At 28.5% G+C, this 20,315-nt stretch carries 28 protein-coding genes; 24 read left to right on the top strand and 4 right to left on the bottom strand.

Translation table 11 applies throughout. The features are described from left to right. Window positions 1-3: 3 nt before the first annotated feature. From NJU99_RS08955 to NJU99_RS08870, 18 genes are read left to right on the top strand one after another with little or no spacing between them, the layout of a single operon-like run. Window positions 4-1,179, top strand: coding sequence for a phage major capsid protein (locus NJU99_RS08955; RefSeq protein WP_254575577.1), 1,176 nt, complete (start codon window positions 4-6; stop codon window positions 1,177-1,179). A gap of 9 nt (window positions 1,180-1,188) precedes the next feature. Then, entirely contained in the window at window positions 1,189-1,602 is a 414-nt protein-coding gene (locus NJU99_RS08950; RefSeq protein ID WP_254575576.1) for a hypothetical protein, read from the top strand. Next, window positions 1,603-2,169, top strand: a complete 567-nt coding sequence (locus NJU99_RS08945) for a head-tail connector protein (protein ID WP_254575575.1) — start codon at window positions 1,603-1,605, stop codon at window positions 2,167-2,169. Beyond that, window positions 2,169-2,486, top strand: coding sequence for a phage head closure protein (locus tag NJU99_RS08940; protein WP_254575574.1), 318 nt, complete (start codon window positions 2,169-2,171; stop codon window positions 2,484-2,486). Before NJU99_RS08945 ends, NJU99_RS08940 begins: the two co-directional genes overlap by 1 nt. Beyond that, window positions 2,483-2,947, top strand: a complete 465-nt coding sequence (locus NJU99_RS08935) for an HK97-gp10 family putative phage morphogenesis protein (protein ID WP_254575573.1) — start codon at window positions 2,483-2,485, stop codon at window positions 2,945-2,947. Before NJU99_RS08940 ends, NJU99_RS08935 begins: the two co-directional genes overlap by 4 nt. Beyond that, a complete protein-coding gene (locus tag NJU99_RS08930; protein ID WP_254575572.1) occupies window positions 2,944-3,291 on the top strand; it encodes a hypothetical protein in 348 nt (115 codons plus the stop codon). Before NJU99_RS08935 ends, NJU99_RS08930 begins: the two co-directional genes overlap by 4 nt. Window position 3,292: 1 nt before the next feature. Then, window positions 3,293-3,715, top strand: a complete 423-nt coding sequence (locus tag NJU99_RS08925) for a hypothetical protein (RefSeq protein WP_254575571.1) — start codon at window positions 3,293-3,295, stop codon at window positions 3,713-3,715. Between the two features lie 9 nt (window positions 3,716-3,724). Continuing rightward, a complete protein-coding gene (locus NJU99_RS08920) occupies window positions 3,725-4,063 on the top strand; it encodes a hypothetical protein (protein WP_254575570.1) in 339 nt (112 codons plus the stop codon). 14 nt (window positions 4,064-4,077) lie between these two features. After that, complete coding sequence (locus NJU99_RS08915) at window positions 4,078-4,353, top strand: phage tail assembly protein T (protein ID WP_429726354.1); 276 nt, start codon at window positions 4,078-4,080, stop codon at window positions 4,351-4,353. Between the two features lie 3 nt (window positions 4,354-4,356). Continuing rightward, window positions 4,357-7,341 carry a tape measure protein gene (locus tag NJU99_RS08910; protein WP_254575568.1) on the top strand — a complete coding sequence of 995 codons (2,985 nt, stop codon included), beginning with the start codon at window positions 4,357-4,359 and terminating at the stop codon, window positions 7,339-7,341. Next, window positions 7,341-8,252: a hypothetical protein gene (locus tag NJU99_RS08905; RefSeq protein WP_254575567.1), complete on the top strand. Its 912-nt coding sequence runs from the start codon at window positions 7,341-7,343 to the stop codon at window positions 8,250-8,252. Before NJU99_RS08910 ends, NJU99_RS08905 begins: the two co-directional genes overlap by 1 nt. After that, window positions 8,252-11,296, top strand: a complete 3,045-nt coding sequence (locus NJU99_RS08900) for a hypothetical protein (RefSeq protein ID WP_254575566.1) — start codon at window positions 8,252-8,254, stop codon at window positions 11,294-11,296. Before NJU99_RS08905 ends, NJU99_RS08900 begins: the two co-directional genes overlap by 1 nt. Further along, window positions 11,290-11,670: a hypothetical protein gene (locus NJU99_RS08895; protein WP_254575565.1), complete on the top strand. Its 381-nt coding sequence runs from the start codon at window positions 11,290-11,292 to the stop codon at window positions 11,668-11,670. The genes NJU99_RS08900 and NJU99_RS08895 overlap by 7 nt, the downstream gene beginning before the upstream one ends. Next, a complete protein-coding gene (locus tag NJU99_RS08890; RefSeq protein ID WP_254575564.1) occupies window positions 11,671-12,078 on the top strand; it encodes a hypothetical protein in 408 nt (135 codons plus the stop codon). Further along, window positions 12,075-12,494 (top strand): hypothetical protein, encoded by a 420-nt coding sequence (locus tag NJU99_RS08885; protein WP_254575563.1) that lies wholly within the window; start codon window positions 12,075-12,077, stop codon window positions 12,492-12,494. The genes NJU99_RS08890 and NJU99_RS08885 overlap by 4 nt, the downstream gene beginning before the upstream one ends. 2 nt (window positions 12,495-12,496) lie before the next feature. Next, on the top strand, window positions 12,497-12,721 hold the full coding sequence (locus NJU99_RS08880) for a hypothetical protein (protein WP_254575562.1): 225 nt from the start codon (window positions 12,497-12,499) through the stop codon (window positions 12,719-12,721). Beyond that, complete coding sequence (locus tag NJU99_RS08875; RefSeq protein ID WP_254575561.1) at window positions 12,687-13,214, top strand: transglycosylase SLT domain-containing protein; 528 nt, start codon at window positions 12,687-12,689, stop codon at window positions 13,212-13,214. The genes NJU99_RS08880 and NJU99_RS08875 overlap by 35 nt, the downstream gene beginning before the upstream one ends. Continuing rightward, window positions 13,187-13,681, top strand: coding sequence for a hypothetical protein (locus NJU99_RS08870; protein WP_254575560.1), 495 nt, complete (start codon window positions 13,187-13,189; stop codon window positions 13,679-13,681). Before NJU99_RS08875 ends, NJU99_RS08870 begins: the two co-directional genes overlap by 28 nt. Before the next feature lie 284 nt (window positions 13,682-13,965). Here the strand turns inward: NJU99_RS08870 and NJU99_RS08865 are convergent, their stop codons facing one another. Continuing rightward, entirely contained in the window at window positions 13,966-14,574 is a 609-nt protein-coding gene (locus NJU99_RS08865) for a type II toxin-antitoxin system PemK/MazF family toxin (protein WP_254575559.1), read from the bottom strand. 204 nt (window positions 14,575-14,778) lie between these two features. On the opposite strand from NJU99_RS08865, the gene NJU99_RS08860 reads away from it, so the two are divergent. The 4 genes from NJU99_RS08860 (at window position 14,779) to NJU99_RS08845 (ending at window position 16,560) form a co-directional block, all read left to right on the top strand. Further along, entirely contained in the window at window positions 14,779-15,090 is a 312-nt protein-coding gene (locus tag NJU99_RS08860; RefSeq protein WP_254575558.1) for a hypothetical protein, read from the top strand. Continuing rightward, the gene (locus tag NJU99_RS08855; RefSeq protein ID WP_254575557.1) at window positions 15,059-15,214 is read left to right on the top strand and encodes a hypothetical protein; all 156 of its coding nucleotides are present in this window, start codon (window positions 15,059-15,061) and stop codon (window positions 15,212-15,214) included. The genes NJU99_RS08860 and NJU99_RS08855 overlap by 32 nt, the downstream gene beginning before the upstream one ends. Before the next feature lie 66 nt (window positions 15,215-15,280). Beyond that, window positions 15,281-15,796, top strand: a complete 516-nt coding sequence (locus NJU99_RS08850; protein WP_254575556.1) for a hypothetical protein — start codon at window positions 15,281-15,283, stop codon at window positions 15,794-15,796. Then, the gene (locus tag NJU99_RS08845; RefSeq protein WP_254575555.1) at window positions 15,793-16,560 is read left to right on the top strand and encodes a hypothetical protein; all 768 of its coding nucleotides are present in this window, start codon (window positions 15,793-15,795) and stop codon (window positions 16,558-16,560) included. The genes NJU99_RS08850 and NJU99_RS08845 overlap by 4 nt, the downstream gene beginning before the upstream one ends. Window positions 16,561-16,849: 289 nt before the next feature. On the opposite strand, the gene NJU99_RS08840 is transcribed toward NJU99_RS08845, so the two are convergent. Further along, the gene (locus NJU99_RS08840; protein ID WP_254575554.1) at window positions 16,850-17,581 is read right to left on the bottom strand and encodes an MAE_28990/MAE_18760 family HEPN-like nuclease; all 732 of its coding nucleotides are present in this window, start codon (window positions 17,579-17,581) and stop codon (window positions 16,850-16,852) included. After that, on the bottom strand, window positions 17,568-18,653 hold the full coding sequence (locus NJU99_RS08835) for a DUF262 domain-containing protein (RefSeq protein ID WP_254575553.1): 1,086 nt from the start codon (window positions 18,651-18,653) through the stop codon (window positions 17,568-17,570). Before NJU99_RS08835 ends, NJU99_RS08840 begins: the two co-directional genes overlap by 14 nt. Window positions 18,654-18,866: 213 nt before the next feature. Here NJU99_RS08835 and NJU99_RS08830 point away from each other — a divergent pair, with 213 nt between their 5' ends. Beyond that, window positions 18,867-19,109: a hypothetical protein gene (locus NJU99_RS08830; protein WP_254575552.1), complete on the top strand. Its 243-nt coding sequence runs from the start codon at window positions 18,867-18,869 to the stop codon at window positions 19,107-19,109. Between the two features lie 9 nt (window positions 19,110-19,118). Next, window positions 19,119-19,268, top strand: a complete 150-nt coding sequence (locus tag NJU99_RS08825) for a hypothetical protein (RefSeq protein WP_254575551.1) — start codon at window positions 19,119-19,121, stop codon at window positions 19,266-19,268. On the opposite strand, the gene NJU99_RS08820 is transcribed toward NJU99_RS08825, so the two are convergent. Next, complete coding sequence (locus tag NJU99_RS08820) at window positions 19,265-20,302, bottom strand: AI-2E family transporter (RefSeq protein ID WP_254578090.1); 1,038 nt, start codon at window positions 20,300-20,302, stop codon at window positions 19,265-19,267. The genes NJU99_RS08825 and NJU99_RS08820 overlap by 4 nt on opposite strands. Between the last annotated feature and the right edge of the window lie 13 nt (window positions 20,303-20,315).

Below are 20,315 nucleotides of genomic sequence, written 5' to 3'. Positions count from 1 at the left end.
AAAATGACATTAGAACAATTAAGAGCTTTACAAGCTAAAAGATTTAAACAATTACAAGCAATTTTAGATGGTGCTGATTCTGAAAAAGGTTTAACACATGAAGAATCTCAAAGATACGATTCAATTGAAGAAGAGTACGAGAGAGATGAAAAACAAATTAAAAGATTAGAAAGAGCATCAAAAAGAAATAGTTACATGAATCAGGAAACTACAAATCCTGCATATGAAAATGGAACTTCTAATGATAATAATGATGATGAAGATTCAAGTGATATTGGGAAAAGAGCTTTTTGGAAAATGGCAAGAAATGAAGCATTGACTCCTGAGGAATCAAGAGCACTTGTAACAACAAATGATTCAAAAGGTGGGTATTTAGTTCCAGAGACTTTCGCAGATACTATTATCCAAAAAACTACTGAAAAATCTTATATTAGAGATTTGGCAACAGTTACACTTTCATCTCATACTGAGAATATTCCAGTTGAAGGTGATGATGGTGAAAATGGGTGGATTGATGAAGAAGGAACTTATCCTGAATCTGATCCAACAATTGGGAATGTTCAATTATCTGCATGGAAAACAGGAAGAATTGTAAAAGTTACAGATGAAGCACTTGAAGATTCTGTTCCAGCTATTGAAGGGTATGTTGCTATGAAATTTTCAAAGTCAACTACAAAAGCAGAAGAAGCTGCATTTATTAGTGGTGATGGAACAAAAAAACCAAAAGGGGTTTTAGTAACTGCAGAAACAGGTTTAACAACAGCTACTATTGGAATATCTGGAGATGAAATGATTGACTTTATGGCTTCATTGGATGAAGATTATGAAGGAAATGCATGGCTTATGATGAATAAAAACACAAGAGCAAAACTTAGAAAATTAAAAGGTTCAGACGGCCAATATTTATGGGTACAAGGATTTAATGGAAACCCAGATACTTTTGATAATAAGCCAATTAGAATTAATAAGTATATGCCTGATATTGCTGCTAATACAACTCCTATTGCTTATGGTGATTTTTCTTATTATCACATCAAAGATAGAAAAGTTATGACATTAAAAAGATTAAATGAAAAATATGCAGATACAGGGCATGTTGGATTTAGAATTGATAAAAGAGTGGATGGTAAATTAGTACTTCCTGAAGCAGTAAAAAAATTAAAAATGCCAGCTTCATAGGTCTAAATTATGAAAATTAGATTTTTAACATATATAAGCGGTGAAAATAAAGATTTCACCGTAGGCGAAGAAGAAGAATTTACTGATGATGCCGCACATAGAATGATAGTAAGAGAATTAGCTGAACCTACAAATAAAAAAATTTATACTGACTATCTTAAAAAATTAAGTGAAGAGAAACTTCTTCAAGAAGAAAATGAACAAAAAGCAACTGCACTTCTTCATGCAAAAGAGTTAAAAGAAAAAAGAGAACATCATCAAGCTCAAATTGATGAGATTACTCATGCTCTTGGTGATGGTGCAACATACTATAAATCTTATGTAGCACTTGCAGAAGATTTAGCAAAGAAAGAGAGTACAAAAAATGAAAACTCTAATGACAGTAAAAAAGATGATTTATCACAAGAGAGTAAAGGAAAGTAGATGTTAAAGCAAACAGTAGCACCAACAACTGAATCTATTGAAGCTATTTTATCTTTAGAAGATGCAAAAGAATTTGCAAATATTGTAGGAGCTCATGATGACAAAGTTATGAGCGATTTAATAAAAGCAGCAATAAATGATGCAGAAGATATTACAAATAGACAGTTTGCAAGTGCTACTTACGAGTTAACACTTCCAAAATTTACTCAAAATATGAGACTTCCTAAGAATCCTATTCAAGGAGTTTCAAAGATTGAGTATATGGACCAAGATGGAAATTATCAAACATTAGAAACTGCGAATTACTTTTTTTATGAAGAGTTAGAAGTAGGAACTTTAGTCTTTGAAAATCTTCCAGGTCTAAAAGTTCATCCACAAGCTGTAAAAATCACTTTTACAAGTGGATATGAAACTGCAGATAAATTCCCTGCAATGTTAAGACAATGGCTGAAAGTAAGAGTTAATACTCTTTATGAACATAGAGAAGAACTTGTTCTTGGAACTATAAGTACAAAACTTGGTCATGTTGATAGTGTTTTAGATAGATATAGAATAAGGTCAATGTAATGAGAGCAGGTTCATTGAGAGATGTAATAGTAATTGAAAAATCAATTACCACATCAAATGAATATAAAGAAAAAGTAAAAACTTTTGAACCATTTGTAGAAACAAGAACACAAGTATCTCATGTAAGTTCGAATGAAAAATATTTTAATGGTAAATATACTGACAAAATAGTCAAAAAGTTTCGTCTTAGATATATAGATGGTGTTACAACTGATATGAGAATAGTTTTTGAAAAAGAGAATTATGACATTAAAGAAGTTGTTGATCCATCAAGAAGAAAAAGAGAGTTACTTATTGTTGGAGAACTAGTGAAATGATTGGTGTAAAAGTAAAAGGACTTGATACTGCAGAAAGTATTTTAAGAAAGTTACCTCAAAGTGTTCAAAAAAAGGCATTGTCAGGAATGGTAAGAGCAGGTGCAAAAGTCATATTAGAAGAAGCAAAGAAAAATGTTCCTGTTGATACAGGTTCAACAAAAGAAAGCCTTACTATTCAAAAACAAAGAAGTAAAGATAAAAATATAGTTCATTATGGAGTAGTTCCATTAGCTAGTAAAGTTAAAAGAAAAAGGTTTACTTTATCTGATGGTAAAAAATGGAGCATTAAAGGAGAGGTAGCAAGTGGTTATGCAGCCTTTTTTTTAGAGAAAGGTACAGCATATATGCAGCCAAAACCTTTTTTAAGTACGGCAACCTCTAAGAATGATGAGGCATATGAAGCAGGTAAAAAATATCTTGTAAAAAGAGCAAATAAAATCATTGGAGATGCAAAAAGATGATAAAGAAACTAATGCAACATATTGAAGACAATGTTCCTGAGCTACAAGGAAAAATTGAAGCAAATATAGTTTCAAAAGAAACTAATCCACCATGTTGTAGATATTTTACAAAGGGAGGGGATATAGGCTCTTTAGGTGGTTATGTAGGACAAATAGAAGAAGTACAACTAGATATTTTTTCAAAATCTTATACAGAACTAAAAGCGATTTTATACAAAGTCAAAAAAGCTCTTTATTCATTTGATTATTTGCCAGAAAGATTAACTTATGAAGATAATTTTGATGAAGAAACTCAGTGGCATAGAGAGATTATCACATTCCAAATAAAATTTAAGGAGTATTAAAATGGAAAGTTTTTTAAAAGTTAAGGTAAAGCTAACAAGACCAGGAGGAACAGAAGTTGTAACTAGTACATTATTTGATGTTAACGGATTAGGTAGTCAAAGAAGTACAAGTAAAAAAGTTGCCTATGATGATACAGTATTTTTAAATGTTGGATTTAAAGAGTATGAGTCTATTAATTTTCAATTACCTTATGGTGAAACGGCAGGTAGTTTTCATGCAGAAGCAGAAGCTGCTTATGATGCAAATGAGCTAGTTGCTTTTGAAATTGAGTTTAACAACAAAAAGACAGACGCAGGAGCTGGAACAACTATTAGTGGAGATGTAAAACTTACATCTTATAAACCGACAAATGATGATAAAGCACTTATTTCAAACTTCTCAGCTGAATGGGAAGGACAACCAACATTAACAAAAGCAAATTAAGGATTTTAGATGTTAAAAAAAGAAGATATTTTAAGTAAATTTACAAGTTCAACAAAAACTTATGAATCAAAAGTTTTTGAGGGAGAACAAATAAAAGTTAAAAAGTTGTCAATTTCTGAAAGAGTAGTTGTTGATGGTGTGATGCTTAAAAATGCAAAATTTGAAGGTTCAAAAGTTACAAAAATTCCTCCATCAGATTATAACAAAGCTGCATATATAGCTACTGCTTATGGCATGGTTGAACCAAAGATGACATTAGAAGAGATTGAAAGTCTAGATAATAATGCTCTTCCATTTGCAATTGAAGTTTTTGAACAAATACAAGAGCTAGATAAGCCAAAAAACTAGAACAGCGTGAGTTTATTTTTAAACTTGCGCATGAATTAGGAAAAACAGTTTCAGAACTTGAAAACACTATAAGTGAAAGTGAACTGTATGAATGGATGGAATATTTTGAAAAGTATCCACCCTTAGTAGATAGAGTTGAAATGCAACTTGCAATGTTGACACAAGCAACTATAGCACCATATTCAAAAAAGAGCTTAGAACTTCAAGATTTTATGATTACAGGACAAAAAGACATAAAAATGCTTGAAGGGCAAGAGCTAGAAAATTTTATATTTGAAAGATTAGGATAAGAAATGAGTAAATATTCAGTAGCAGAAGTTATATTTGACATAAAAGCAGATACTAGCCATCTTGTAAAGTCTACGGATAAGGCTCATTCTTATATGAAAAAGCAAGTAGGTAATATTAAAACTACAGTATTATCATTAGCTACTGCATATATATCTGTACAAACTGCAATGAAAGGGCTTGAACAAGTTCAAAGAAGTATTAATTTATCTTCTGAATTTGAAAAGCTTGAAACAGTTTTAAAAACTGTTGAAGGTAGTACTATCAAAACAGAGCAATCAATGCAGTGGATAGAAAACTTCTCAAAATATACACCATATAAAATAAAACAAGTAACAGAAAGTTTTGTAAGTTTAAGAACTTATGGATTAGAGCCAACAAATGGTTTACTTAAAACATTAGGTGATACATCTAGTGCCATGAATAAACCTCTTCAACAATCAGTAGAAGCAATAGCTGATGCAATAGTTGGTGAAAATGAAAGACTTAAAGAGTTTGGTATTAGAGCTGAAAAAATGGGTGAAGAAATTAAATACTCATGGATCAACTCAAGTGGAGAAGCAAGACAAACAATTATTAGTAATAATAGCGACATAATAGAAAGCACACTTGAATCTATTTTTAATAGTAAGTATGCAGGAGCAATGGAAGAACAAAGTAAAACTCTAAATGGTATGCTTTCTAATATGTCAGACAACTGGACAATCTATCAAAAGAAAGTGATGGATGGAGGATTATATGACTACTTTAAAGCTGTAGTATTTGTAGTAAATGATGAAATGTCAAAAGCATTTGAAAATAATGCAAATATTGGTATTGAATACTCTAATATTATAATTGAAAGTATTAATTCAACTATTTTAGGTTTTGGTAAATTATATGATGTATTGGAAACAGTTGGAGATAGTTATAATGTAGTTAGATATTCAGCAGAAACATCATTTTGGGGAATTCAAGTAGTAACTGCTTCATTATCAAGATTTATTCAAGAATCTATGGAATCTTCTATTAATTATGTTGTTGAAGGTTTTGAAGATATGATCAACAATGTTGTTAATGGAATTAACACAATTATTGGGCAGGCTAATTCAACAGGCCTTGTTAATTTTTCTTATGTTTCTAGTGTTGATTATGAGAAAGTAGATTTTGGAATAGAAGGGCTTCTTGAAAGAGAAGCTTATGTAAAAGAGAATTTCGAATTAGCTTCAGAAAATCTAAAATTAGCTTATGAAGACTTATTTACTACTTCAAATGATGGTTTTGATTTAGCACAAAAATTTATTACAGATGTAAATTCAAGATTTAAAGAAATAAGAAATAATAACCAAGATATTAGTTCTGAGAAACCAGACTTTGGAGACAGTGCAAGTAATGCATCAGATGTAATAGATAATATAAATGACCAATTAACTGACTATCAAGTTGATTCTTCAATTATTGATAAAATTAAAGATACTAGTGATTTACTATCTTTCAACTTAGAAAATGCAACAGATGCAACAAAAAAATATATTGATGTAATGTCCGAAGAAGATGGACTAAACTACACAATAAAAGAACAAACATATACTACAGAAAAACTAGTTAACGAATCAAAAGCAGTAGTTTCAGTTTTCAATGAAGCAACAGAAGAAATAAAAGAGTTTATCTTCCAATTTGAAGATACTTTTATAAATAGTCTTAAAACAAATGCAGACTATATGCAAAATGTTTTTTCACAAGATACAAATCTAAATAAAACACTTTCTTATATTGATGCTTTAGAACAAATGCAAGAAGCACAACAAAACTTATTGAACAATCCATTAGATGTACAGATTGGACAACAGTATCAAGAGAGTTTTCAAGCTTTCGTTGAAAGCACTGAGCAAGTACTTAATAGTGAAAATTATTCAACTAATCAAGACTATATATTTGCACAAGCAACAGTCGGAAATCAAATATCATCTTTTCAAAATAATGCATTAGATGCATACAATGTATTTACTAGCATGAATGATTTACTTACAAGTATTAATAAATCGTTTGAAGATGGAATATTAACTGATGATGAAAAGACTACCATTAGTAATGTTGCTGATAGTGTAAATGTTAATAATGAAAAGTTACTTGGCTCTAATAGCTCATTAATTAAAAGTACAAATTATATTACATCTGCAGTTAATGACCAGGAGTATTACAATAATTCAAATTTAGCTAAGAGTGTTGATCTAACACAAAATACAAATAGTGTTACAGCTGCACTTTCTACAGTAAATTCAAGTGTTGGTAATATAAACATACCTGATGTAGAACTTGATACAGAACCAATAACACTTGCTTTAAACGGTACTAATTCAAATAGTGTTACTGATTTTATTCAAAAACTTATGGGTGGAAACTCAACTGGAATTTCATTAAGTTCTATTTCATCTTCATTTCCTGAACTATCAGTTGATACAGGTCTTGATGTTAGTAGTCTTTCTAATATTTCTGCAAATACTGCAACTACAGCAGTAAATGCGAATAATACAAAGAATGCGGTTACTTCAATGGCAGGCGGAAAAAGCTTACGTAACTTACAGGTTAAAAGAGTAACAGAATGGACACAGAGCTATGGAGATGGTACAACTTCAACAAACATTGCTTACCAATATTATGCTAAAGGTGGTTATACAGGAGTTGGGCACGGACTTCCTGACCATACAGGGCATAAACAAGCAAAAATTATTACACATGATAATGAATGGATAGCTCCAAAATGGATGGTCACAGCTTATCCTTCATTGTTTTCATTTTTAGAAAAATCAAGAAAAAATAGAGGATTAATATCTGGTAATTTAAAAAAAGCAAGCAATGAAGTTAAGTCAATATCAATTGAATCAAATAATTCAGATAATGGATTGTCAGATAAATATCTTTTTGTAGTAGCTGATGAATTAAAAAAAATGAATCGAATATTATCAAATGTTACAAATAATGGTGAAGCAATGCTTACGGAGGCAGTTTAATGGCAACTTTAATAAAAAATGAAATATCGGATTATCTTTCTATAAATGTATCAGAGGATGAACAATTATGGAGTTCTAGCGATTCATATAAATATGGAGATGAGAGAAGAGATGGCCATTTTATATATAAATATGCAGGAGAAGATAATTCAAATACAGAAGAAAGTCCAAGTGAAAATTCGCTAAAGCAAAAACCTGTATGGGTAAATATAGGACCAACTAATTATTTTGCAGCAATTGATGGTGAGACAAGTACTCAAACAAAAAATGATGAAACATTAATTTTTGAAATATCAATTAAAAATTATGATTCATTGGCTCTTCTAACAATTGATGCAATTGAAGCTGTAATAGAAATGATTGATTTAAGCAGTGACGAAATTGTTTATGCTGAGACAATTGATTTAATAGATGATAGTGAAATAATAGATGATTACACATATATGTTTAATGACTTTGTTGCAAGCAATGCAATTTATAGAAGACTTCCAATCTATTCAAATGCAAAGATAAAAGTAACTTTGAATAATCCTGGATCAAAAGCTGCATGTGGAAGATTAGTGTCGGGGCGAAGTTTTTATATGGGAGCAACTGGAAAAGGAGTAAACCTAGGATTAGAAAGTTATAGCAAAAAAGATGTAAATGAGTTTGGTTACGCAAAGTTAAAACATAGAGGTGCAATAAATGTAGATAGCTATGAGATTATTACAAAAACTGCAAAAATACCAATGTTAAGAAGAAAAGCAAAAGAGCTAGATGCTATTCCAATATTGTATGTGATGGATGAAAGTAAGGATTCTAATTTAGAACACCTTTTGAATTTTGGATATTGGGAAAACTTCTCAGTTCTAGTTGAATCAAAAAAAGATAATGAATCAATAATAAGTTTTTCATTGAAAGGAATTTTATAATGACACAAATACCAATAATAAATAAATATACAACTACTCCAAGTAGAAAAAGACCTGAGACTTTTAGTTCAGATAGAGATATAAGACTTGAAGAAGATAATTTAAGAATTGATGAAATGAATAATACTGCTGAGGCTATTAATGATGTCACAACAGATATTAATGCAAAAAACACAAATGTAAACAATAAGCATACAGATGTAACAAGTAAACATAGTGAAGTAATAAGTGCAAGAGACACAGCAGTTGCGAAAGCAGATGAAGTAAAAAACTTACAGTTACCAACACAGGCTACATATACTTATGAAGAGTTTAATAAGATGTTAGCTGCAACATTTGAAAAGGCAGGATTTATATATCATCATAAACCTCTTATTCATCCTGAAGATGTATTTGAAAAAACAAATATTCCAAATACATTAAGACTAAAAACACACATGATTAATGGTTTTTTTGATGGTGATAAGATTATAGATTTTGGAGTAGATTATATTGATATTGTATTTCCTGAAAAACCTTTTGCACCAACAAGTACAGATGAACTGTTAGATGATAAGGTTCATAGATTAATTTGTCAACAAGCTCACAACAAAGGTGATTTTATTGTGACTGGGAATGAATTAATAAGTAATGGAAATTTTAAAAGTGGTAGTCTTAATTGGCAAGATAACACAAATGGAGGTACTTTTGAAATAGTTGATAGTATTTTACATATTAGTACAACATCTACATCTAATGAAGCTTTTCAAAGTACTGAAAGCATTTTGATTAAGGGGGGCATTACATATGTTTTTACATATAGAATAACTGATGTTTCAAATGGAGGAGCTATTTTTAACTCACTAACAGGTGGAAAACTATTTGATTTAGATACTTCTATTGGTGTTCATACTCATATATATACTGTTTCTAGCGATACTAATTTCGTTTTTAAAATTAGAATGGATGGAGCAAATAACAATCTTTGGATTTGTGATATTTCAATCAGACAGAAAGATACAATTTATCAAGCTATTAAAAATACTAATGAAATGTTTGATATTGAAAGTTCATTGACAAGTTATTCAAATATATTTAGTGGTTTAGTTGTAAAAAAACTAACTTCTGATGAAAAAGGAATGGAAGGTTTTTATTTGTCAGAATTTGATTATGGAAGTAATTGGAACCCAAATACAGAGAATTATACAGTTGGGGCATGGCTATATTTAGGAACAACAGAAAACATGTCTCTAAAAAATCCATACTTTGAAAAAAGAACAAAAGTAACAAGAAGAGATTTTATCCTGTTTAATAAAACAACTAAAACTTTCCAAACTTTTAAAGGATATAAAGAATTCAATGTAGCAGCTCCTGATGTAAATGACTTTGTAGAGGTTTATGATGAGTATTCTTTAGTAAAACAAAATGTTATTACAGATGGAATAGATGAGTTTGTTTTTATTGGTGTAATGGGAAATTGTTTAAATGCAGGAGCTTATCATTTTATTTATAATAAATTTGGGACATCAAGATATTTAGTAAATGATGGAATGAGTGCTAGGTATTGGCATGAAACAAATGAACTTACTTCATATACTGCATTTGTAAAAGGTATTGTTAGTGTTAATGATGGATTCCATTCAGGTGAAGGCTTTGGAAATGTTGCAATATCTCATCCTTTAAAACTTGCATATGATAAAGTTTATATTTATAGTGAAAATGGTGTAGGATTTAATTTCTTACCTTTAGCTAATAGACATAGTAATTTATTAGAATTAGAACACTTAAAAAAATACTATATTAATAATGGTCAAGTTTGTAAGTTAGCAAATGAAACATATACAGTAGGAAATAGATTTGGTAACACTTGTTATTTTGCAGCTAATCTTAAAGTTGATGTTTATTTACCTTATAAAACAGCATCTAAAAATTTTAAAGTTGGTGAAAGAGTTAGAATTATTGGAACAAATCCTTTGTTTGTTGCAGAATTCACAATAAAGAGAATAATTGAAAGTCCAGACGCACCAAATGATTTAATATCAACTGATAATGTAAATGATATAGAACTTATTCTTGGGACAGACCCAAGTGGATATATTGAAATAGAATCAATCGAAAAAGCTTCACATATATCAACATATGGAAGTGTAAACCATGCAGATATTTTAGGTTCTAAAGATGATTACCTTACGGAATGGAAACAATGGCTTCAGTGTGGTAATTCAATTGTTTCTGCTAATAGTTTATTAATTGGACAAGATGAAACAATTTATATTAATGGTACCTATAACCCAATAGGAACATTAAAATTAGAGAATGAACCTCAAAGAATTTATACAGATGATGGTAATACATGGTTAACTGCTCCTTTTAATGGAAATAAAGAATTAAATATATTGTGGGGAGGACTAAACAACACAGCAGGAAGAATAGCTGTAATGGAATATAAAGGGAAAAATACCCTTTCTCAAGTTCAACCTAAAAGTATTGACTACTTATCTAATGAAGTGCTATTTCAAAATTGTAATTTTCTATATAAAGGCTCAAATATTGTAAATAGCTTAGGTTTTATATCTACAGCAAATGAATTAAATAGTTTAGAAATAAAACCTTTTAAAACTATTTCTATCGGTGCAAAATATACATCAAAGGATGGAAGTAAAAATATAAAATATGGTGATGTAATATTAGCACTAGATGGTTTATATAATAGTGGAGAAGATGGAATATATTATATGAATATAGGTTTTGAGGGAACATATAATCTTAGTGCTTTTTATTATGATTCAAGTAATTTTATAAAACTTGGCAAGAAGCCTTTTATTGGGACTACTCCAATGCATGAACCAATAACAGCTAATACAACTAATTCAAAAGCTGCTAAATGGTTCTCAGCTATTTCAAAAGACTATTATCAAATCTTTATAAAAGAATTAGCTTATAACACAACTACATCTAGTTTTGATGGAGATAATAATAAGTTTGATCAGCTTACAAATGGAACACAAACAGATCTAAATGGAAAGAAAATTAAAACAAGAATTGTAGGAGTTAAATTATGTTAGATGATATAGAACTAGCTTTATCTAAAGGAAAAATAGAAGGTGCAAAAGTACTTTTAAAAGAGTACTTCTACAAGGAACTAACTACAAATAAAATTCCTTGTAATACATGTGACACAATAATTGATGATGAAACATGCCCTGAGTGTAATGGTACAGGATATGTTGAGGGTAATAAGACTATTTATCCTGCAGATAAAGAAGTAGAATTAAAAACAAATGAGTACTTAGCTTCAAAATATGTAGAGCTTAGAAAATCAGAATACCCACCTATTGAAGAACAACTTGATATGCAGTTTAAAGACTCAATAAATGGAACAACAAAATGGGCTGACTTAATTACAAGTATTAAATCTAAATATCCAAAGGTGGTGTAAATGGCAAAGATTATCTATACAGACAATCTAAAAGAGGGAATAGGGGGAAGTTTTACTCCTCCATTATTTCCACCTGTACTAAATTTATTTGGTATAGGTAATGGAACTATTAAGATTAGAAAAAAATATATTAAAGATAAAGGCATTTTAAATCATGAGCTTTGTCATGAAAAACAGTTTAAGCAAAACTGGTTTCATATTTTCAGATATAGGTTTTCTAAAAAGTACAGATTAGAGTGTGAACTTGAAGCATATAAAGAGCAAATCAAAGAGTATAAATATAAGAAGTTTGATAAATGCAAATGGATCATAAAAGCACTTCATGAAAAGTACAATCTTGATATGAGTAAAGAGTATTTAAAAGATAGAGTTTATGAGATTTGGAAAAAGGAGAGTGTAAAAAAATGAAAACAGTTGCTGCAGTATTAAAAGACTTTCAAGGATTACTTGTCTTGCTTGGGGTTTCAGGAACTATTGCTGTTAATAATATCCAAAGTGTTGTTGCCCTAGCACAAGATTATAGTGTTCATATACTAGTTGGTTTATTGATTATTGTTTATGTATCAGAAAAAAGAAACAAAAAGAAGATAGATGAATTGAAAGATTGTTTAAATGATTCAATACTTGAAGCTGCAAGGGATAATCTACGTGCAAATGTTAAGCAACTTGCAAAAGAGTTAGCAGGTGTAAAAGTGATTGATAAAGAGCATTCAATCGCATACATTTATAAGTTAGAAGAAAGAAGAAAGAAGTTGAAAGTTAATTCTTTTACACAAGATACATTAAGAGAATTGATTTCAAGAATTAAAGTTTCAAAGGAGTAAAAATGGAAATTTTAAATGATTTTATTTTAATTGACTTCATGTTGAAGTTATTAGCCGTACTTGTTGCACTTGGTGTTTTAATCGTAGCTCTTAGAGCATTTGATAAATATACTAAGGTTGATTTTAAAAACAGTTTTGAAGGAGTTAGAAATGATCCAAAAGCTTTTGCTTTGTATATTGGTCTTAGGTTCATTGGGGTGTCAATCCTTATCAGCAGCATTATATGATACAAGGTATGATAGAGATATAAAAAAATCTGTCAAAAGATATTGGTCTGACTTTCCAAAGTACAGATATTGGAAAGCTCAGTTATATCAGGAGAGCAGACTTAAGAAAAATGCTATATCTCCTGTAGGTGCTATGGGTCTAGCTCAGTTCATGCCAGCTACAAAAAAGCAAATATGGCGTGAGCTAGGATATGAAAAGAGTATAAGTGCTTTTAGTACTTATCACTCTATCTTTGCAGGCGCATATTATATGCGAAAGCTTAGAAATCAATGGAAATGGAAAAGGCCAATACTTGATAGGCACTATCTAGGTGCTGCTAGTTATAACGCAGGTTTGGGGAATATCCTCAAAGCTCAAAAAGCTTGTAATAACGCAAGATTGTATGAAGATATTATTAGGTGTTTACCAAAGATTACTGGGCATCACTCAAAAGAAACAATAACATATGTAAAGAGGATAGAAAGATGGTATCAGCGATTGTTAAGAAGATAATACCTTTTAATGTTTACATATATTTAGCTTTAGTTATAAGTGTATTTTCTTTTATGGGTTATCAGTATTACAATGTTCTAAAACTTGAAAAAGTGGTAAGTCAAAAGGAGCTTTTAAATGTACAGATACAAAGTGCATTAGATAAAACAGCTGATGCACTAAATAAAACTCTTTTGATAAATAGATCAAATGAAAATGAGATAAAGAAACTAGAAAAAGAGAATAGAAAAAATATAGAACTGTTAACCACATATTACAAAGAGAAGTTAAAACAACAAAAAGAACTATTGATAATCAAAAAGGATATAGAAAATGATAAAAAAAATAGTGATGCTCCTGCAGCTGATGTTCTTATCAATAATACTAACAGCTTGTGGCAGCTCATCCAAAACAGTAGAAGTTCCAAAGATTGTAGAGAAAGTGAAGATTGTAAAAGTGAAAGTTCCAAAAGAGTTACTAACTTGTAAAGACTTTCCATCAAGTGCACCAGGAACAATGCAATCAGATATAGCAATATTTCAAACAGAGGTTTTTGAAGTGGCTATGGATTGTAAGAGTAAGTTGGGAAAGATTAGAAAAAAATTAGAGTAAATAAAACATAAAAAAAGCCAAGTTAAAAACCTTGGCTGTAATATTATCCCGAATTAACGGGTTCGGTATCTGAAAGGAGTTTTAAATGATTAGAACATTTAACTTTTCATTGGAACTATAATATCTAAAAAATCTTAATTTTTATTAAATTAAAATAAATTTATATTAAATCAATATATTTTTTCATTTTTTCTTTTATTTCAGTAACATCTTCATCTAAAATTCTAGTAGTCACTTGTGCTGTCAATCTCTTAGTATCAATTGTCTTCATTTGATGACATACTACATAAGAATCACATTTTAAACCTTTATTAAATTTACTGGTTTTTGGGTATTTTGATGATTCAAGTTTATGTATAAATTTCTTGTGAATTCCTAATCCATCTGATTTCGTACTTAAAGGTAATATAGTAATTAAATTGTGGTCTGTATCATGTAAAGATTTTAATTTAGATATCACTATACAAGGTCTATAAAAATTAAATGATTCATCTTGATTTACATGAGAACCTAATTCTCTACCTATGTTTTCACCTGCAATAAACCACCATATAGTCCACGGCATAATATCAAATTTAACTTTACCAACAGAAGTTTTATTAACTGTTTCTTTTTTGTGAATAACTGTTTTCTTCTCTTTATGCCAACAATCAAGTCTATTATTTATAGCTTTTTTTTCTTCTTCAAATATCTGTTTAGTAGTTTTTAATTGAGTAGGTTTAACTCCTTTTTTTTTGTCACTATTTTTTTGAGCAGGTCTCATTTCCATATTTATTATATTCCCTTCAAAAGCATATCACTCTAATTTGTATAGTATTATAGTAAAAAATTAATTATTAATTGATTTATCAAGTCTATCTTAAGTTGGAAAAATAAAGCTACAAGAATTAAGCAACTAAAAGGTCTTGCTGAGATGGTTTATAATAGAGAACTCTATGTATGGAAATTTGAGTGGATAAATTTTTATTAGGAAATGTTAAAAACAATAAACTTGAAAAACTTAATGAATGGTAGTGTATTAAAAGTTAGATACTTTATTTCAACATGTGGATATAAAGATACTTCTTTTACTTTAAAAGGTTCTACAAAAGTACCTAAAGAACTATTGATAATAAAAAAGGATATAGAAAATGATAAAAAAAATAGTGATGCTCCTGCAGCTGATGTTCTTATCAATAATACTAACAGCTTGTGGCAGCTCATTCAAAACAGTAGAAGTTCCAAAGATTGTAGAGAAAGTGAAGATTGTAAAAGTGAAAGTTCCAAAAGAGTTACTAACTTGTAAAGACTTTTCAACAACTGCACCAGGAACAATGCAATCAGATATAGCTACTTTCCAAACAGAGGTTTTTGAAGTGGCTATGGATTGTAAGAATAAGTTGGGAAAAGTTAGAGAAAAGCTAAAGTAAATTATAAAAGAATAATTTTAAGTTTATTTTATATAAAATGTTCAAAATTTAAGTTTAGGAGTAAGAATGAAAAAAGTAATTTGTATATTAGTTTTAATGACTACATTTTCTTTTAGTGCAGGATGGTATGTTCAAAAGGATGTTGATGCAATGACGGATAAAGTAGAAAAGATGGCAATTGTTAAAAATAATAAAGGTCACTCTTTTATGATATATAAAATAGGTGAAGAAGTATGGGCAAATTTTGCACTTTCAGATAATATTTTTGATACTTTAGATTATGAAAAATCTTTAATTATGAGAATTGATAAAAATAAAGCTACAAGAATTAAGCAACTAAAAGGTCTTGGTGAAATGGTTTATAATAGAGAATTCTATGTATGGAAACCAAAATGGATAAATTTTATATTAGGAAAGTCTAAAGATGAGCAAATGTTAAAAACAATAAACTTGAAAAACTTAATGAATGGTAGTGTATTAAAAGTTAGATACTTTATTTCAACAGGTGGATATAAAGATACTTCTTTTACTTTAAAAGGATCTTCTAAAGTAATAAAAGAAATTTTAGAAGATGAGATATGAAAATGGAAATATTTAATAATTTTAGTAATTCAACAAAAGAACTAGCTAAAAATCCATTAGGAATAATTGCCCTTTTCATACTACTTGTTTACGGTTTTGCTTGTCTTCTATTTGGTGTTACAGTAGAGGAACTTAAATGTAATGAGCGAATGCCTATTATATATTTTACAATTGGATTTCCTATTTTAGTATTAGGAGCATTTGTATGGTTGGTATCAAAGCATCATAATAAATTATATGCACCATCAGATTATAAAAATGATGAATCATTTCTTAGTACTATAAGTCAAACTTCTAAACAAGAAAGTATTAAAGAAAATATAGATGATTTATTAAATTATGGGAAAGATCTTAATAGTGTAAAAGAACAAGAGAAAATGATTATAGATGACTTACAAAGAAAAGGTATTAACAATGATCATGAGAAAGTAAATGTACTTATACATCATTTAGCTACAGAACAAATTCATAATTGGTTTTATCGTGTATATGTAAGTATTTTTGGTTCCCAAATAAAACTTTTAGAAAAATTAGAAGTTCAATTAAAGTATGATTTAAATTCTATTCATAATTATTTCAATAATGTAAAAGAAGAAAATATAGATGCATTTAAAGATTGGAACACGGAATCTTATATAGCATATTTATTAAATTGTGGTTTAATTATTATAGAAGATGAAGAAATAAAAATTACTGAAAAAGGAAAAGATTTTATAAAAATTCTAAGAATATCTGAGTATAGAAATGATACTAAAGGACTTTAGTATAATAAAATAAAACTTATTCATCGTTAAAGAAAGATAATAGTTATAAATAGTTAAAATAAACATCCAAGGTGTTGAGAGGCTTCGGCCTCTTTTTATTGAAAAACAAATAACCGTGTTAAAAACCGTGTTAAATTATTTTAAAAATCTCTCAAAGCACTATAGTATAGGGTTTGTAAAAAAAATAGAACATATCTTATTGGTTTACCTTATGAGTTTACAATGACTTACAAGATAGAATATTAATGAATATTTCTAACAACGTTATTATTGTTAGGAAATAATTTTATTAAATTGTATAGATATGACTATGAGATACTAGTATTCTTGCTTCAGTATTTAAAATATTTATTAGAGGCTTCATTACTTTTTCTATAATTTCAGTTTCTATTTTTTGATAATCATCTTCTTTAAAACCTGTTTTACGACTACCATGAGCTATTGAATTTCTAAGGTTAACTAATTTATTTATAACTTTATTAGAATCTTTAAGAATATTATGAGGTATAGATAGTTTATAGAAATTTTTTTCTAAAACATGTGATTTTAAGTTAGACTCAGTATTTATCACATTATCTTTTAGATTGATTACTAATTGCATATATTTATCAAAGTTTGTAATGAAATCTGTTCTTCTAAATAAAGTATCTACACTTTTAACATCACCTTCTTCAGATTCGACACTTTCTTCTCTTGATTTTTTATTAATCATTTTATTTCTTATATTTAAATCTTCATACTTAATAAAAATTTCATCCATTGTTGATGTAATTAGTTCAGGTTTGTGTTGAATTTCATTACAATGTAATTTTAAATCATTAATATATTTAATATATGTTAATAAGGATATTTTAAAAAAACCTTCAAAATGAGAATATAGCATAACTAAAAGAGCTTTTCTAAGCTGAATTTTTTTTTCTTCATCTTTTAGTAAAGCTATTTGATTTTTAAGAAGCCTTAATTCTTGAAGTCTCCAATCAAGATCATACTCTATGTCATTTCGATAATTAGTGAAGTCCATTAAAAAACTCTTCTAATTTGGATTCAACTATTTGTATTCTTTTTTTAGTATTACTTTTACTACCAGTTCTTGCCCTGTAAAATTCATCATTATCTTTAATATCTTGGATTATACTTACTAAGTCGGCATATTTATTGTGTTGAATAATTTTTTCTAAATATTTTTGAATGCCTAAAACTAATCCATCAAAATAATATAAGACAAAGTTTCTACCAAATCTATTACCATTTAATTTTGTTGAGAATATATTTTCACCAAGAATATTGTCTAAAATATCAAATGTTTTTTTGAAATGGATTCTTTCATCATTATAATCAAATATAACATCTTCAGATGCAATTAATTCCATATAGTGAGTTAAGTAATCATCAATTGAATCATATTTATCATAATGTTCTAAATAGTTTTTTAATGTAAAAAATCTTAAGACTAATTCTTCATTCTTCTTTTTTTCAATATCTTCAGATTTAATTTTCGATGTAACATTTTTAAATGGTTGATATCCACTCATTTCTATTATAAATTCGTTGATTTTAGGGTTTAATATTCTAATTGTACAATTTCTTATTTCTTGTTCAGATAAGATTTCACCTCCACTATTAAGTCTTTTAAACATATGATATCTTAAACTTGTATCACTTTCTTTTCTTAAAACTTCAACTCTGATAAAGTTTCTTTTTAATTTTATTTGAAGTGTTTTAGGAAAATCATCATAGCTTAATCCATTTAAGTCTGGAACAATATCACAATCTTTTAATATTAAGTTATCTTTGTCTGATAATTCACCTCTAAACTGAATATAAGATGATATTCTTTGTAAGCCATCAATTAATTCATATTTTCCTTCTTCAACTTCAATAACAAATATCGGAGGTAATGGAAGCTCTAAAATCAAAGTTTCTATAAATCTTGAACTTTTTTCTTGACTCCATCTAAATAACCTTTGATAGTCAGGTGCTATAACTAATTCTTCATTTAAGTACATATCTAAAAGCTCATTAAATGATATGTCTAAGCTAGTTGTTCTTACTTGATTTATTTTATTATCGACTATTTCTACTAAATTTTCCATATTTTAATTACCCTGTGAATTTATTTGTTATTAATATATTATAACAAATATAAAATTTAAATTAAATTAGATATTTGTAAAATATGTTATTAAATGTACGAAGGTTATAATACTAAAATTTATTACCTTCTTAACTCCCCACCCCCAAAAGTAAGCTCTAATAAAAAATCTTATATAATCAAAACTATCAAAAGTCTAAAAAAGAGATAATACATGAGAATAAACAACAATACTATATCAACACCAAGCCAACCTGATTTTAATAGACAGGTTCAAAGAACAGAGCAGGTAAATAGTTCTACTTCTAGTAAAATGGGAAGTGCTTATAGTGTTAGTATTAGCAATTGGGCACAAGATATTATGAGCCAGTTCAAAGATGAAGAAGTTGCTATTTTTAACTCTGATGTATTATCTTATAGTAGTAATTTAGATTTAACTATGAAACGTAAAGTATAGGCTTTAGCATTGTTTGATTTTGAAGAGATTACAAAAAATGGCTATCTAAATGAGTGGTATGCAATACCTGTACTTGTAGCACTTATTTTGATAAAAGTTATTGCTGAAAAGAAGTATGAAAATAGTTTAGATAAAAAGGATAAAGATAAAGAGAACTAAAAGTTATTCTCTTTATCTTTTCTATTTTTTGACAAGTCTGACATAAGTATAGCAATCCAGTGAGTGCTACTGTTTGAGTTAAATGCTATTTTTAAAGTCATCGTAATTGGTACTGCTAAGAACATCCCAACTATTCCTAAAACCCATCCCCATAAGATAAGTGAAAAGAAGATTACTAAAGGTGAAAGACCAAGCTCTTTACCCATAAGTTTTGGCTCTATTATATTACTAATAGAGATATTAATAGTCATATAAAGTATTATCAAGATTATAGTCGTATTTATATCTGCATTTAAAAGTGATAAAAGAACTGCTGGGATTGCTGCTATGATTGAACCTACAACTGGCACAAAGTTAAATAGCATAGCAATTACACCCCATAAAATAGGGTAGTCAACATCAAAATACATAAGTACAACAGCTATTATAAATCCTGTTAAAAAACTTGTAGTTGATTTTACTAAAAAGTATTTTTGGATATTTTGAGAAAATAGATTAAAATGTTTTAACTTTTGAGCATTTGACTTAAAAATCATTTTAAGTTTTGTCTCAAAAGATTTACTTTCTGCTAAAATAAATGCAATACCTATGATAATAAGTAAAAACTTAGATAAGAAACTTCCTATATTTCCTATGATATTTGTAGTAAAACCAAAAAATGAACTAAGATTTAAAGTTTGTAAAATCTGGTCTTTATCTACAGTATATCCGTACTGCTCAACTAGTCCTATTGTGTTTACGATTAGGTCATTAAAGCCTTTTTCATAAGAGTTTAGATTGCCTAAAAAGTCTTTTAGGGATATGTTTATGATATAGTAAACAAGTAGTGAAAATATGGTAATAATCGACAATACAATCAAGTATGAAATAATCTTAGGAACTTTTCCCTTTTGTAAAAACTTTAAAAGCGATGAGATGATTGATGAGATAAATATGGACAGGAATAGTAACACCACTATTTCACTAGCAACTTTCAATCCTGCTATTATTACTACTGATGTTGCAAGATAAAAAAAGTAATTCCTTAAATTCACTGCGTCCAAATTC

The organism is Arcobacter roscoffensis (genome assembly GCF_024267655.1).
Lineage (GTDB): Bacteria > Campylobacterota > Campylobacteria > Campylobacterales > Arcobacteraceae > Arcobacter_B > Arcobacter_B roscoffensis.
The sequence above is the reverse complement of the archived record's forward strand: the minus strand, read 5'-3'. Positions and strand labels throughout refer to the sequence as shown.

Excerpts from the sequence above, each read along its gene's own strand:
- NJU99_RS08895 (WP_254575565.1), top strand. The coding sequence starts at position 11,290 with ATGTTAGATGATATAGAACTAGCTTTATCTAAAGGAAAAATAGAAGGT.
- NJU99_RS08925 (WP_254575571.1), top strand. The coding sequence starts at position 3,293 with ATGGAAAGTTTTTTAAAAGTTAAGGTAAAGCTAACAAGACCAGGAGGA.
- NJU99_RS08950 (WP_254575576.1), top strand. The coding sequence starts at position 1,189 with ATGAAAATTAGATTTTTAACATATATAAGCGGTGAAAATAAAGATTTC.
- NJU99_RS08920 (WP_254575570.1), top strand. The coding sequence starts at position 3,725 with ATGTTAAAAAAAGAAGATATTTTAAGTAAATTTACAAGTTCAACAAAA.
- NJU99_RS08905 (WP_254575567.1), top strand. The coding sequence starts at position 7,341 with ATGGCAACTTTAATAAAAAATGAAATATCGGATTATCTTTCTATAAAT.
- NJU99_RS08830 (WP_254575552.1), top strand. The coding sequence starts at position 18,867 with ATGAGAATAAACAACAATACTATATCAACACCAAGCCAACCTGATTTT.
- NJU99_RS08885 (WP_254575563.1), top strand. The coding sequence starts at position 12,075 with ATGAAAACAGTTGCTGCAGTATTAAAAGACTTTCAAGGATTACTTGTC.
- NJU99_RS08865 (WP_254575559.1), bottom strand. The coding sequence starts at position 14,574 with ATGGAAATGAGACCTGCTCAAAAAAATAGTGACAAAAAAAAAGGAGTT.
- NJU99_RS08870 (WP_254575560.1), top strand. The coding sequence starts at position 13,187 with ATGGTATCAGCGATTGTTAAGAAGATAATACCTTTTAATGTTTACATA.
- NJU99_RS08880 (WP_254575562.1), top strand. The coding sequence starts at position 12,497 with ATGGAAATTTTAAATGATTTTATTTTAATTGACTTCATGTTGAAGTTA.
- NJU99_RS08840 (WP_254575554.1), bottom strand. The coding sequence starts at position 17,581 with ATGGACTTCACTAATTATCGAAATGACATAGAGTATGATCTTGATTGG.
- NJU99_RS08935 (WP_254575573.1), top strand. The coding sequence starts at position 2,483 with ATGATTGGTGTAAAAGTAAAAGGACTTGATACTGCAGAAAGTATTTTA.
- NJU99_RS08890 (WP_254575564.1), top strand. The coding sequence starts at position 11,671 with ATGGCAAAGATTATCTATACAGACAATCTAAAAGAGGGAATAGGGGGA.
- NJU99_RS08845 (WP_254575555.1), top strand. The coding sequence starts at position 15,793 with ATGAAAATGGAAATATTTAATAATTTTAGTAATTCAACAAAAGAACTA.
- NJU99_RS08930 (WP_254575572.1), top strand. The coding sequence starts at position 2,944 with ATGATAAAGAAACTAATGCAACATATTGAAGACAATGTTCCTGAGCTA.
- NJU99_RS08940 (WP_254575574.1), top strand. The coding sequence starts at position 2,169 with ATGAGAGCAGGTTCATTGAGAGATGTAATAGTAATTGAAAAATCAATT.
- NJU99_RS08955 (WP_254575577.1), top strand. The coding sequence starts at position 4 with ATGACATTAGAACAATTAAGAGCTTTACAAGCTAAAAGATTTAAACAA.
- NJU99_RS08945 (WP_254575575.1), top strand. The coding sequence starts at position 1,603 with ATGTTAAAGCAAACAGTAGCACCAACAACTGAATCTATTGAAGCTATT.
- NJU99_RS08850 (WP_254575556.1), top strand. The coding sequence starts at position 15,281 with ATGAAAAAAGTAATTTGTATATTAGTTTTAATGACTACATTTTCTTTT.
- NJU99_RS08900 (WP_254575566.1), top strand. The coding sequence starts at position 8,252 with ATGACACAAATACCAATAATAAATAAATATACAACTACTCCAAGTAGA.
- NJU99_RS08860 (WP_254575558.1), top strand. The coding sequence starts at position 14,779 with ATGTTAAAAACAATAAACTTGAAAAACTTAATGAATGGTAGTGTATTA.
- NJU99_RS08835 (WP_254575553.1), bottom strand. The coding sequence starts at position 18,653 with ATGGAAAATTTAGTAGAAATAGTCGATAATAAAATAAATCAAGTAAGA.
- NJU99_RS08910 (WP_254575568.1), top strand. The coding sequence starts at position 4,357 with ATGAGTAAATATTCAGTAGCAGAAGTTATATTTGACATAAAAGCAGAT.